The 14,141-nt window shown below is 34.3% G+C and carries 14 protein-coding genes; 10 read left to right on the top strand and 4 right to left on the bottom strand.

The window, feature by feature from the left end; translation table 11 throughout:
• Positions 1 to 21: 21 nt before the first annotated feature.
• The 3 genes from M0051_RS17140 to M0051_RS17130 form a co-directional block, all read right to left on the bottom strand.
• The gene (locus M0051_RS17140) at positions 22 to 1,122 is read right to left on the bottom strand and encodes a hybrid sensor histidine kinase/response regulator (protein WP_306742761.1); all 1,101 of its coding nucleotides are present in this window, start codon (positions 1,120 to 1,122) and stop codon (positions 22 to 24) included.
• 1 nt (position 1,123) lies between these two features.
• Entirely contained in the window at positions 1,124 to 1,564 is a 441-nt protein-coding gene (locus M0051_RS17135) for a bacteriohemerythrin (protein WP_306742760.1), read from the bottom strand.
• A gap of 272 nt (positions 1,565 to 1,836) precedes the next feature.
• Positions 1,837 to 2,604 carry a DUF6261 family protein gene (locus tag M0051_RS17130; RefSeq protein ID WP_306742759.1) on the bottom strand — a complete coding sequence of 256 codons (768 nt, stop codon included), beginning with the start codon at positions 2,602 to 2,604 and terminating at the stop codon, positions 1,837 to 1,839.
• A gap of 633 nt (positions 2,605 to 3,237) precedes the next feature.
• Here M0051_RS17130 and M0051_RS17125 point away from each other — a divergent pair.
• From M0051_RS17125 to M0051_RS17095, 7 genes are all read left to right on the top strand, one after another.
• The gene (locus M0051_RS17125) at positions 3,238 to 3,765 is read left to right on the top strand and encodes a toxin-antitoxin system YwqK family antitoxin (RefSeq protein WP_306742758.1); all 528 of its coding nucleotides are present in this window, start codon (positions 3,238 to 3,240) and stop codon (positions 3,763 to 3,765) included.
• Between the two features lie 47 nt (positions 3,766 to 3,812).
• The gene (locus M0051_RS17120) at positions 3,813 to 4,736 is read left to right on the top strand and encodes a carboxypeptidase-like regulatory domain-containing protein (protein WP_306742757.1); all 924 of its coding nucleotides are present in this window, start codon (positions 3,813 to 3,815) and stop codon (positions 4,734 to 4,736) included.
• An 83-nt stretch (positions 4,737 to 4,819) separates the two neighbouring features.
• Entirely contained in the window at positions 4,820 to 5,416 is a 597-nt protein-coding gene (locus tag M0051_RS17115; RefSeq protein WP_306742756.1) for a hypothetical protein, read from the top strand.
• A 65-nt stretch (positions 5,417 to 5,481) separates the two neighbouring features.
• A complete protein-coding gene (locus M0051_RS17110; protein WP_306742755.1) occupies positions 5,482 to 5,886 on the top strand; it encodes a hypothetical protein in 405 nt (134 codons plus the stop codon).
• Between the two features lie 97 nt (positions 5,887 to 5,983).
• Positions 5,984 to 7,006 (top strand): hypothetical protein, encoded by a 1,023-nt coding sequence (locus M0051_RS17105; protein ID WP_306742754.1) that lies wholly within the window; start codon positions 5,984 to 5,986, stop codon positions 7,004 to 7,006.
• 21 nt (positions 7,007 to 7,027) lie between these two features.
• Positions 7,028 to 7,537 (top strand): ClbS/DfsB family four-helix bundle protein, encoded by a 510-nt coding sequence (locus M0051_RS17100; protein WP_306742753.1) that lies wholly within the window; start codon positions 7,028 to 7,030, stop codon positions 7,535 to 7,537.
• Positions 7,538 to 8,071 carry a lipocalin family protein gene (locus tag M0051_RS17095; protein WP_306742752.1) on the top strand — a complete coding sequence of 178 codons (534 nt, stop codon included), beginning with the start codon at positions 7,538 to 7,540 and terminating at the stop codon, positions 8,069 to 8,071.
• Positions 8,072 to 8,250: 179 nt separating this feature from the next.
• Here M0051_RS17095 and M0051_RS17090 read toward each other — a convergent pair whose 3' ends face one another.
• Positions 8,251 to 11,265: a hypothetical protein gene (locus M0051_RS17090; RefSeq protein WP_306742751.1), complete on the bottom strand. Its 3,015-nt coding sequence runs from the start codon at positions 11,263 to 11,265 to the stop codon at positions 8,251 to 8,253.
• A 186-nt stretch (positions 11,266 to 11,451) separates the two neighbouring features.
• Between M0051_RS17090 and map the strand changes: the two genes are divergently transcribed.
• From map to M0051_RS17075, 3 genes are all read left to right on the top strand, one after another.
• On the top strand, positions 11,452 to 12,231 hold the full coding sequence (map, locus tag M0051_RS17085; RefSeq protein WP_306742750.1) for a type I methionyl aminopeptidase: 780 nt from the start codon (positions 11,452 to 11,454) through the stop codon (positions 12,229 to 12,231).
• A gap of 121 nt (positions 12,232 to 12,352) precedes the next feature.
• Positions 12,353 to 13,048, top strand: a complete 696-nt coding sequence (gene ispD, locus M0051_RS17080) for a 2-C-methyl-D-erythritol 4-phosphate cytidylyltransferase (RefSeq protein WP_306742749.1) — start codon at positions 12,353 to 12,355, stop codon at positions 13,046 to 13,048.
• A gap of 197 nt (positions 13,049 to 13,245) precedes the next feature.
• Entirely contained in the window at positions 13,246 to 14,043 is a 798-nt protein-coding gene (locus tag M0051_RS17075) for a glycosyltransferase family 2 protein (RefSeq protein WP_306742748.1), read from the top strand.
• Positions 14,044 to 14,141 lie beyond the last annotated feature (98 nt).

Below are 14,141 nucleotides of genomic sequence, written 5' to 3'. Positions count from 1 at the left end.
AATACTAATTGGAGCTTTTTTTTATTTCGACTCATCGTAAATTGGAAGCCTTATTTTAAAACTTGTACCATTGCCCACGTGGCTTTCAACCTTAATTTCACCATTGTGCTTATCAGCAATTTCTTTAGAAAGGAGTAAACCATATCCCGATCCCATTTCACCTGAAGTACCCATACTCGATTGAGGATGCTCTTTATCAAACAAATTGTTCAGTTGATTTTCATCCATTCCTACTCCTGTATCTGTAATATCAATTTCGATCATATTACCGATTACCCTTGTTTGTACGGTAACGATACCTTGCTGGCGCGAAAACTTAATTGCATTTCCCAAAATATTTCGAATCATTGTAGCAATTAAATCTTTGGTACCAAATGTTGATTTGGCCTCTCCAAATATTTGCACCAACTGTATCTTTTTTAATGCAGCAGTAGGTTGTACAATTTGTAATACTTCTGAAATTAGCCTGTGTACATCTATTTTCTCCAATGTAGATTCAGCTTGTTTTTCAAGATCACGTGCATACACTAGTAAATTATCCAAAAGCTCCAGGTTTTTTGTAGAAATATTACAAATCAATTCTGCGTATTTTTTGGATGATTCATCTTTACTCGCTTCTAAATTCTCCAGTAATAATCTCGAAAAACCAATCAACGAATGGAAAGGACTTCTTAAATCATGACCAATGATAGAGAAAATCTTATCCTTAGCAAGCATCAATTCATGTATTTGCTTATGCTGAATTTGCAATATGGAATGAGTAGAAATTTTTGAAAGTAACTCTTCCAACTGAAATGGTTTTGTGATTACATCCCTACATCCTAATTTAAATGCTTTTGAGATATTTTCCTGATCGGTTTTCTCGGCCATAAAAATAACGGGAGTATTACTGTTTAAATCACTCACTCTTATTTTTTCGGCAAAAGCAAAACCATCACGTGGCATTCTGATATCAATTAACAATAGGTCAAACTCAATTTCATTGCACAGTTCATAAGTTTCCTCGTATGAACTTGATGTTCTTACGTAATAGTTTGAATCTTCAAAAAAGCTTGAAATCAGATGTAGGTTTTCAGGTTTATCATCAACTACCAGGAGCTTGATAACATTTAGTGTATTCATTTTAGATCTTTAGTTCGTAGAAATAGTCTTCCAAATTTATATTATTTTCCAACATGTACAGTTTCAGTTTTATATCTGATTCAACAGTATGCCTAAGAAACCATTCTTTTAAAAATGTATGAAATCCTTCAAAATTACAATTTTTAAACTTTGCCAGGTTAAATTTTTCCAACAATTCAAAATGTTCAATTTGATGCTCTTTAAAAGCAGGGTAATTCATTCTACGCATAGCATTTTCCTCACTAATAAAATGAAATTCTGCATACTTTTCTATTTCATTCATAATTCTAAACAACTCTTCATCAGAACGCTTTAAATTGATTTCATACTTAAAAGAATTCAACAATTCTATAAAGATTTTATGTTCGAAGTCTATTCTCGCAATACCTGTTTCAAAATCAGACTTCCATTCTATTATCCCATCTAATCCTCTACTTCCCATATACTTATGTTTTAATGTTAGTATAATGTTGCCTAACAAACACCTTGCAACTTGTGGTAACTCCCAAAAATCAGCCAGTTCGCACATTGGGTATTGGCGTTATGTCTAATATATGAAATTATGTGTAAGAATTACTTATATATTCTAACATTTATTAGAGATAACATCATAACACACTCTTTATCAGAATTAGAACCCATACATTCAGTCATAAAACACCCCATACAAAACAAGTCTGCATGGGGTAAAATATAATAGATTGTAAGTAAAAATTACGACTCGTTGCTTGAAGCTTCGCTAACAACTTCTTCTTCAGTAGTTTCTTCCTCTTCTTTTTTGGGTTTACGAGCATCTACAACTGCATTGTACTTTGGAATCACACTATTTACCTGATTAATAATGGTAGCATATGTCTCATCATCGCTAATTGTGGCAAATGCTTCAATTCGCGTTGTCAACGCTCTGTACGATTCTATCATTTGATTACGAATATCAATAATTTTCACATCCGATTGCTCAGCATCCTCCTTAACACGATCTAGATAATCCGTATTAAATTTAGCGTTAGCTGCCTCTAACTCGTTGGCCCAATCTGTAAGAGATAATTTACTTAAAGCATTTATCAAAACACTTTCACTTTTCCATTCTTGTAAAATAGAATCAAGTATTGCCGTTTCGCCCTGGTAATTTTGCTTTGCAATACGTGAACCATATTTACTTAAAGAATTAAGTAATACAGTAGCTGCCATTACATATTCAGTATCGAAGTGATTACAAAATCCTTCAACCACTGCTTGAATACCATTTATGGCTTTATCACGACGTGCATCATCCTCTTCTAACAATTTGGTAATCTCACTTCCCCTATCAGGCATATACAATGCCGTCATATCTGATAATAAGGATGATAAAGAATCTGATTGCATTTTCACTTTCAAAGTTTCCAAATCATAACCAGTAAGTATTTCAAGAAAATTCTTATTATACTGGATAAATTCATTGTGTCTTAGTTGTCTTAATTGTATGGATTTAAAATTCATAATGTGTTAGTTTTTATTATTTTCACCAATGAAGTTATTTAATTTATAGATAACAACCAATTAATTTCATAATTTTTTCAAATCGTAAAATAAAATACGAATAACTCTTCCATAAAACCATCATTCCATTGGCGCCATGTATTTCATAATTAAATACTCCTTTAAAGCAGATAAACATGAGTGGATAAAGGACCGTTATTTATCTCCTCCCACGGGCGAGAGCAAAATAATGGTATGTTATTTTCTTCCTCCCCACGGGAGGAGCAAAATAATGGTCGTTATTTTCGTGCTCCCCAGGGGAGGAAAGAAATAACAACATAGCATTGATATTTTTCCTCTTGAATTGAAGAAATATTAAAGATTGAAGTGTGGCTGTATTAATAGTTGCTGTGTACCATTTGTAATTTGAGAAGTATTCCTAACAGTACAAAGAGAGGTAGTTAACTTATACAAAAACTAACTTTCTTATTTTTATTGATAATGAATTAGTGTACAAGACAATGCTGTTTGTGATTTATGATTAAATTTAGTGTGCTAACAGAAATTGATTTTTAACCTCTTACACAACAGATAAGTATTATAAGGTGCATTGCACTATATTCAGACATTGTGATACATAAGCCCCAAGTGAAAATGAAAATATTTTTAACATTAATATCTATCTTATTTCTATTTAGCTGTAATTGTGATAAAAGCCTTTCATCCAAATTTGATTGTAAAAATGTACTCATAGATGAACAACTAGAAGCACTTGCAAACTACAATAAAGATTTTTACGACGAAAACTATTCAGGAGAAGTAATTAGCTATTTTGATAATAATGATAAGCAAATTGAATGGAAATTATACTATAAAAATGGCGAAATAATAAAATACGAAAGTTTTCATGGTAATGGTGATCCTAAAATAGTTATGCCTGTAAAATGCAACGCTGAACATGGAATTGTAACAGTGTACATGAATCAAGGGAAAATAGCATATGAAATTGAATATAAATTAGGACATAAGGATGGAATTGGAAAATCTTACTATGAAAATGGGAAAATTCATAAATTAGTTCGGTTCGAAAATGACAAAAAGCATGGAAAACAATATGAATTTTCAATTGAGGGTGATACAATTTTGATTGAAAAATATGAACATGGTAAGAAACTTAAATAACGAACCACAAACCAACACTAGCAGAGATATAAATAAAAGTATAAGTATTGAAAACTAAACTAACAATTCTATTCATTTTATTAATTCTAGTTAAATTGTCATTTGGGCAGATTACCATTACCGGTACTGTTTTAAATGAGGAAGACTGGAAAGGTTTGCCAGGTGTATGGATTAATGAAGTCGGAACGACAAATACTGTAACAGCTGATTTAAACGGAGATTACAAAATTATTGTCAGTGATACTACAAGTTTTTTGGAATTTAGTTTTATAGGTTTTTTGACAAGGAAAGTACCTATTAATGGACAAACTGTAATTAACACGTCCTTAAAAACATATACTATTTATGAGGCATGGGATCAAAAAATTGGATTATATGCCCTTTCGGGCATTAGAAAAACTCCATTGGGAGCACGATTTGAATTTAGAACTCCAATAGTTAGCCCTTTTGCCATTAAATTTCAATTAAACTATTTGACAGATTTTGACCGTAATAAAAAAATTGATGTAAATTTTAGTTTGTCACAATATCGATTTCAGATTGGACCAAATACTTGGCTATATGGTTATGTTGATTTTAATTATCGAAAGCTGCGTATTCAAAACTGTATTGATATGCTTTCGTATTCCGTAGAAAACCATGCAAGATTATATAACCACAATATTATTCTTGGTTTGGGTAAGATTTCATATTCTCCTGAAAATTTGGATAAGCATTCAGAATATGGATTAATAGCAGGTTACAAGAAAGAAATTCCGAAATTGGATTTCTTAAGCTTAACCTACAAGATGGGATTTTACAAAGATAAATTTGTATATTTTTTTCAAATGGATAAACGATTTAAAAGAGTTAAGACTTTTATGACTTATAATAAAATTGGTGACTATGAAGAGATAATGCTTGGTGTTGGATTTGAATTAACTTACTTTTTTAAATATCAAAAAGATGCACTTAAATACACAACACAATAAGTACCTCTTGCCAAAAAAGTAAATCGAGAGTTCTAATTTTAGTAAACCAGTATGTATGTAACGTTTCCAAAACAAAAGAAAATATGAAATATTTCACTTTTACAATTTTATTACTTTTCATGTTCTCATGTTCTGAACCAAAAGAACTTCAACAAATAGATCTTGCAGTTAACCAAAAGATAATCGATAAATTCTCGAGTTATGATTCTAAACTCTGGGATGATTTAGAAACTGAATTTTATCAGCGCTTAGAAAACTTAAATTTGATGAATTCGAAAAGTGATAGCCTGCAGGCTCTTAAGAACTTGATGACTTATGTAACAACAACGGGATATCCAGATGAATTTTATGTGGATTTAAAAAATCCACAAAATGTAACATTGATTAATAACCTACAAAAAATTGGTTTTAAACAAGATGATGAATCAGCTAATGAGTTCCTGTATGATTTGATTAGTCCAATTCTTAAGGAGTATAAAGAATTCGAACAACTTTCGAATTCTCCAAGAGATATGCTGATTGCTTTTGGTACATTAAACCCTGATTCAATTAGAATTAGTTTCGACTTGTCAACGCTTGATTTTAGCAAAAATTATGAAACCAATGATTTGAAAAGACCTGGATTGTATAAAAGTCTTCTGATTTTTTATTTTAGTAGAATGATATCTGAAAATAGATAAGCTCCTGCTAACACAACCTTAGGATAATTAACTCTGGTAAACATAGTAAGCCAAAAACTTATGAAATGATGAAATACTTAATCAACATAGCCATTCTTCTAATAGGCATTGTAATCGGTATTACCATTACAAAACATTTTTGGGGAGTGAATCAACTCAATTCAGAAATTGACTTAATCAAAAAGGAGAAATCTGAATTAATAGAAATCATTAACGACAATGCCAAAATTCTACAACTACTAAACAATTATGACCTTGCTGAAGCTGACAGTGAACAAACAAAAATTGAGCTTGATGGTTTGATCTCTGATATTAAAGAAAAACAGAATGCGGGTTACTCATGTGGATATAGAATTTTTGATATAGAAGCAGATTCGAACAATAATGCTATAGACACCGTTTTTTCAAGACATACTTTCATTGTTCAAGAATATGGGATAGCATGGGATTATATTATCCCACAAAATTAAACTGCGTTCAAAACACTATCATCCAATTAACAAAACCACGCAACCATCTGATAACAACCACATCTTACCAATATATTCTAACAACAATCACACAAAAATGAAAACACTAAACCTATCGTTCCTACTTATCTTATTGATTCTATCTGTAGCCTGCGATGAAACTCGCTACGGAGGAGGCGGATACAAGTACAATACTGGTAGTCTTCCTGAAACTCCCGTTAATTTGGAAGATTTTAATACCGAGTACGATGATTACAACTCTACTGCTCCTACATTGGGTTATCTGATTCCATTCTGCTTTTCCACCAATAGAAATAGCCAGGGAAATGATTTTGACGTGATTTATCAACCAATGAATGTGAATTTCGACAAAACCACAGGTGAATTTACAGTGAGCAATGAATATTCCAATTGGGGTATTTACAAGGAAGAATATGACATTATAGAAGCGGGAATCGATAAAATTAAAAGCGTTGGCAATGAGTTTGGGCCTAACCTAATTATTACACGCGATTTTAATGATACTTATTTCTCACTTTTGTATGCAAGCAATGTTTCGGGCGATTTTCAGATCTATTTTATCTCTAACCTCAGCGAAGCGAACTTTACCAATCCCAAAGAAGTATCATTTCTGAACTCTGAATTTGACGATCTTTATCCTTGTTTCAATTCCGACAATACCAAGATTTTTTTCTGTTCGAACCGCGAGGAGGACAATTTCGATTTCTATTCCGTTAATGTAGATTCTGATATGGATTTGGAAACTCTTTTATCTGATGATACATTACACGAAGTCAATAAAGAAGAGGCACTCTCGAGTACAGCGGATGACAAGTGTCCATTTATTTTTGGTAACAAAATGGTTTTTGCCTCGAACCGAGAAGGTGGCTTTGGCGGATACGATTTGTACTACTGTAATTATGAAAACGGGAAATGGAGTCAGCCGATCAACTTTGGAGAAGGCATTAATTCTGAATTCGACGAATATCGACCAATATTGATAGATGAAGGAGTTAGCTACACCCAAACCATGATGGTATTTTCATCGAACAGAACCGGTGGAAAAGGAGGATTTGATTTGTATTTTGTAGGTATCGACTACGAACATACAGATTGGTAAAATCAGCAAAAATGTAATTTCATGCCCAGACCAAAAACAAAAGAAGAACTGCTAAATGCCAGTTGCGAAAACTATTCAAAATTGTTTACTTTAATAGATTTATTAACCCATGAAGAACAACAAAAAGAGTTTGTGTTCGAGGATAGAGACCGTAATGTTAGGGATGTATTGGTGCACCTGTATGAATGGCAAATTTTGTTGCTAAACTGGGTTCAATCCAATCGATCAGGAACAACAGCAAAGTTTTTACCCGATAATTACAATTGGAAAACCTATCCTGACATGAATGTAAAAATATGGGAAAAGCATCAGGAAACAGATTATGAAAAAGCCGTTTCCCTTTTGAATCAAACACATGAAAAATGCATGGATTTGATTGACTCATTTACTGAAGAAGAACTGTTTACAAAAAAACATTTTCCCTGGACTGGTTCAACCAGTTTAGGCAGTTACTGTGTCTCTTCAACTTCGAGTCATTACGATTGGGCCATTAAAAAAATAAAGAAACACAAGAAATTGATAAGATCATAAATGAAGAAACAACTCAACATACTGCTCACCTCTCTTGTTCTGTTATGCTCGTGCAAAGGACAGGAGTCGGTAATTGACAATAGTGTAGTGAAGGATTTAAATATTGATCTTTATCTGGGGAAGTGGTATGAAATTGCTCGCTTCGATCACAGTTTTGAAAGAGGTTTGGTGGGTGTTACAGCCCACTATTCCATGCGTGAGGATGGGAAAATAAAGGTAGTGAACTCGGGTTACAAAGGGAGTTTGGATGGAGAGAGATCGGAAGCCATTGGCAAAGCGAAAATTCCCAACCCAAACCTTCCTTCCAAATTGAAAGTTTCCTTCTTCTGGATTTTTTATGGCGATTATTTTGTTCTGGAATTGGATGAAGATTACCAGTGGGCCATTGTTGGCAGCAATACCGATAAATACCTGTGGATCCTTTCCCGAAATCCACAAATGGATGATGAATTGTACCTCGAACTACTGAACAAATTAAAAGCAAGAGGTTACGACACCAGCAAATTGATAAAAGTGGAACAGCGAAAGAAGTAAAAATCAGATTAAGTCTAAAAAAGAGGGTGTCCAAAAAGCAAGTTCAATCGAATACAATGTCATGTTGAATGAAGTGAAACATCTGTTAATCAAAGGGACAGATTCTTCTCCCGAGGCTTCGGGATCAGAATGACTGAACTCTTTGGACACCCTCTTTTTATTAATGATGTGATGTAAGTTTAATATGCTGCCAAATTGAAAGAAATCAGGAAATCGGCAAACATGCTATTGGTTTGATTTTCGTAACCCAATCGAACCCCTAAATCAAGAGGAGCCGAAAATCTTAATACATGCAGATCGGTCCTTAGTTCAATACCACCTGAGAAATAATCATTTTCAAACTGGAAAACATCTCCTTCCTCATTTTCCAGGTATTTTTTCTCGTATCCATAATCTGCAAAGGCATTCATTTTAATGCGCTTAAAATAGGCCAAAGGCCCCAAGTTCCAATCCGGATAAAAAAGAGGCATTGCATAATCTATACCTACACTTGCAATGTGTTTTCCATATAAATCGCTCATCCCTCTTGGACTCTTTACCATATTCGAAAATCGCGAATGATTTAACGAACGATATTGATACCCACCATACAATTTGATTCCATGATGTTTTACCAATCCAGGAAAATACAAATGTCCCTCAGCAGACCAGGTATTGCCCAGATCTCGATCACCCCAAGGAGTATCACGGTAGTTCAACTCCCATATTTGAGCCCATTGGTATTGCACATCCCTTGGTGCTGTTTTAGCAATATTGTATCCAAACAATTGGTATTCCATAATTTCCTGTGTGAAGGACTCATTGCCAAAATTGTACTCACCTATACCAAGTGTATTATTTTGAGTTGTTGCCAACGCTTGAGTACTTAAATCGCCAAATTTTACAATACTATATGTGAATTTTGGAATCAGTTTCCTTGTATATTGCCCCGAAGACAAATTAAAAGGCAAGCTGATGCTGTTTTCCCACTCCCATTGTTTCCACTCGGTATTCACCAGTAATGTATCCATCTGCTCTGGTTGCAGGCGCTGTGCTATGGTAGCATAAGTAGTATTTCTATCTCCTATTGTAAATTTAGAATCTAATATTGGAAACCATCCTCTATATGAAAGATTGGCATAAAACTGACCGTTATCAAAGCCTTCCTCCTTTTTGTAGCCTACCGTAGTCAGCAAGGTACTCAACTTATTCTGACTGGCAACTGAAACTCCTACATCTGCTTTGCCATCAATGCCATCAACAAACATCGGTGCCCAGGAATGAAAGTTGAACAAATTGGCCAATTTCGAGTAATTCCTTACTTCAAACCGATCGAGATTGGTAGTATCGGCATCTAACTTTTCGCCCAATTGATTGGATAATTGTTCAGCCAATGGGTATTGATGAAAGTCGCCCTTCCATTCCTTCCATTTTCTTTTGTCAACAGCTGTTTTTACAAGAAGGTAGCCATCTGAGGTATAATCAGAATAGTACAAATTCTTATTGGAATCAACAAAAGCATCTCTGGCTCCAAATCGTGAAGAAGTTACCTGGTATACTTTCTTAGTATTTAAATCAAGAGCAAAAATATTATCGATGCCTGTAAATGAAGCATTAAAATACAGGTAATCATCGTAAAGCACAGGACGCGACATGTCGGCGTATCCAGAACTAAAAAGCTCTTCTCTTTCATGCGACTTCAGATTCAATTTCACAATCTGCTTCCCTTCGTTATTCAAAACAATTAGAACTACATTCTCACCATCGATATATTGAGGCGTCTGAAAATACTCGTTCTTACTCGCAGCAATTCGTTGTTTGATTAATCCTGTTTCATGATCAATTATTACAAGACCATTATCTCCCTTCTGATCTGACGAAACAGCAACGATTTCACTTGCATCCATATTAAATGATGGAGCAAACAACGAGTTCTTGAAGCGATGTGACTTTTTCACTTTTGATTTGGTATTGTAAGTCACCAAAATACTTTTGTCTGCATGTTCCCAACGAATGTTCTGTTTCGATTCTGCCCACAACAGGTAACCCTTTCTATAATCATAGTCGATATTTGACAAAAATCCCGGCACCAAAACCTTAGCTGATTTTCCGTTAGCATCCAACTTTTCAAAACACAAAGCATCCGATAGACCATGCTTTAAATAGATTAAATCACCCTGCTCTGTTACATGTGGAATTCTTTTGCTGGTAAAGTATTTTTCTCTATCACTCACTAACTGATAAGCTGATTTATCCGTTTCAGCATCTTGTTTCTTCCACTCCCAAAGCAACTCTTGCATGGTATCGAAATACAGCAATAGCTTCCCATCAGAATACTTTTTCGCTCCCTGAACTTTCTCCCAATCCACATCTTCTGCTTTCCCATACTTCTTCTGAAGCTCAAGTTTAACTTGTTCTCTATTGGCGGATAAATTTTTCTTTATTCCATTTGAAAAACTAACTACTCCTAACGGGTAGCGAGCTACATTCGTTAGAGCATTGTCCCAAATGTTATCTCCATAGTTGGTTCTTGCTTTTCCCACCAAATAGTAACCCAACTTGTATCTGTCTGTCACATAATCGTTATACGAACCATTAACCGCTTTATCGTAAGAAAACTCACCTTTTTCAAGCAATTGAGCTCTTAATTCCTGCTCAAACTTTGGCGATCTACCTCTTCCTGACTCACTCATGCTGGTTTCCAGGCAAACTGCATCTCCTTCCATAAACCATGGTGGCAAATACAAGCCTACCACAACGGCAGTAGCCTGCTGACCGAATACATAATTCAATACTCTCGTAAATCCTTGTTCTATTTTATCCATTTGCACTACATGTCGAAACTCATGCGTTGCCAAATGGTCTAACCAGATTTGTGCATCATTATTTTGAGCCGAAGTGGTATAAAGCTCCATCCGTTTAGGAGCCCAGGCCACTAATCCATTTGAGTTAGCCGAATGTGTATGCAATACCACCGAAAATTTCTTCGGCACTCGGTTTAAACTCTTCCCTCCTTTGTGCAACAAATCCTCAAACAAAGCTGCCACATATCGAGCCCTACCTTCTGATTCTTGCGGAAAAATAATCTGAAATTCCTTAGTACTAATCTGCTTCCATTTAATCGAAGCAGGATCTTGCCCTGTAATAAAATATTGCGAATATCCTGATACAGATACCAGAACCAAACACACTAGAAATGCCAACTTTCTAATCATAAATAGCCTTTTTATTTTGAAAGCCTTAAAATACCAAACTAATACACTGTAAACAAAATTAATTTACAGATGTTTTTAATTAACATTAAATGATATCTCGTTTTCAATTTGCAAAAGTCGATTTCAATGCAGACCTTTGCCTCCTTAATTATGGATTGAAAAACAGTATCTGAATAGATCGAAATTATGGGTAAAATTGTAATTAAAACACCAGAGCAAATTGAAGGAATTAGAAAAAGTTCACAATTGGCCGGCAATACATTAAAATATATTAGCAATTACGTTGAAGAAGGTGTATCAACTCACTATCTTGATAAATTAATTGAAGAGTACATCCGTGATAACGGAGCCATTCCAGCTCCTTTAAACTATCATGGTTTTCCAAAATCATGTTGTATCTCACTTAATGATGTAATCTGTCATGGTATTCCTGATGAAAAAACCATTTTAAAGCCTGGAGATATTCTTAATATTGATGTTACAACCATTCTTGATGGCTATTATGGCGATACCAGTACAATGTTTACCATTGGTGATATTACCGACCAGGCTGCAAGATTGGTTGAAGATACGGAACATGCTCTATATTTAGGAATTGAACAAGTAAGACCTGGTAACTATTTTGGTAATATCGGTTTTATGATTGGACGTTATGCTCAAGCAAAAAAATACAGTGTAGTGTATGAATTCTGCGGACATGGTATTGGATTAGATTTCCATGAAGAACCTCAAGTAGAACATATTGCTCCTAGAAATTCAGGTCCTAAAATGAAAGAAGGAATGGTTTTCACCATCGAGCCAATGATCAACTTGGGTAAGGCAAGAGCTGTTGTTGATGAAAATGATGGATGGACTGCAAGAACAATAGACAAAAAATTATCTGCTCAATTCGAACATACCATTTTGGTTACAAAAGATGGATACGAGATTTTAACTGATGTAGGTGATTACGAAATCTTCAGATAAAGAAATTTCCCACACCAATTGAAATATAAGCCGTCTTAAATAAAATTTGGGACGGTTATTTTTTTTCACTTTCGCAATGAAAGAATTTGTATTAATTTAGCTCATCACTAAACTTTAAACTATGAAGAACGTGGCAGTTCTATTGGCTGGCGGAAGCGGTAAAAGAATGGGGACTTCACTCCCTAAACAATTTTTAAAGATTGCCGATAAACCAATTATTCAACATTCTATTGAAGCATTTGAAAATCATCCCAACATCGATGAAATCTGTATTGTTATTAATGCTGACTACCACAAGGAAATCAACGATTTGGTAGCTGATAACAAATACAGTAAAGTAAAATACGTATTAAGTGGTGGTAAAGAAAGAAGCGATTCAAGCCTAGCAGCAATTAAAGCTTATGAGCGTGAGCAAAATATATATCTGATTTTTCATGATGCTGTCCGTCCTTTCGTTTCTGCGCGTATCATTAGCGATGTAATTGATGCATTGAAAGCAGGAAAATCGGTAGCCGTTGCAATTCCAACTACCGATACCATTTTCTGCTTGAATCAGGATGAAACCATAGCATCTGTTCCCAATCGCAGCCTGCTAAGAAGAGCTCAAACACCTCAGGCATTCTCGTACAAAACCATAAAAAAAGCCTATGATATTGCTATGAACGATTCAAATTTTGTGGCAACCGATGATTGTGGTGTTGTTCTAAAATATCTTCCAAATGAAGCCATTCACATTATTGATGGTGATGAATCCAATATCAAAATCACCTTTGAGCAAGATTTGCTACAAGGAGCACAAATTGCAGATAAAAAATAATTGTTAACTGAAGAAGCTGTTATTCTGTGTAATTACAAAAGTTGATTTTTGCTAAAATAATGTACCTTTACGGCTATTAATCAACAAACAGGTATTAAAACTTATCTGATAATTCATTCATATAGATGAAAGAGATAATAGTAAATAGGATATACTTGCTTGAAAAACAATTTTAATAAACTGAAACAAATATAAATATGAGCAACATAAGTGTAGCTTTATTAATAACTACCTATAACAACCCCAAATTTTTAGATCTAATATTTAGAAGTGTTTTAAATCAAACCATTCTACCGAATGAAATAGTTATTGGAGATGATGGTTCGACAGAGGAAACTAAAAATTTGATTGACTCCTACAGAGCCAAGTTTAACTGTGAGATTAAGCACATTTGGCACGAGGATAATGGATTTCAGAAATGTAAAATCCTGAATAAAGCTATCGCGAAAATGGAATCAGACTACATCATTCAGATTGATGGAGATGTGATGGTGCACCCTAGGTTTATTGAAGATCACCTTTCTGCAGCAAGTAAAGGACAGATTGTATGTGGAAATCGAAGTTTTGTTCTAAAAGGGAGAACAAAAAGGCTTCTCGAGAATCCAGAAAATCGATCTTTACATCCACTAAATATATTTAAACGTAAAAGGTTTTTTAGAATCCCTTTTATGTCCAAATTATTCCGAAACAAAAGAAGCGATACATCTAGAAAGGGTTCTATTGGTTGTAATTTTGCCTACTGGAGGCAAGATGCCATCAAAGTAAACGGTTACAATGAGGATTTTACAGGTTGGGGCTATGAAGATATTGAAATGGTAGAAAGACTAATGAATTCAGGTCTAAAGAAAACAACATTGCTTTATATGGCAATTCAATATCACTTATGGCATCCCAAAAGTGATAGAGCCAGATCACAACACAACAAAAATATGTATTACGAATGTGTTGAAAAGGATATTGCCCATTGTGAAAATGGTTTAAACAAATATTTATAAAAAGGACACTGTCCCACAAAGTGTGTAAATGAAATTTAGAGGGTTAGATGTTTAGTCTGACCCTTTCTTCAAATATAGTTAAAAACTGATTTAAGATC

Origin of the sequence: Marinifilum sp. D714, assembly GCF_030851345.1 — a bacterium.
Classification (GTDB): Bacteria; Bacteroidota; Bacteroidia; order Bacteroidales; family Marinifilaceae; genus Marinifilum.
Note: the sequence above shows the minus strand (reverse complement) of the source record. Positions and strands in the feature narration are given on the sequence as shown.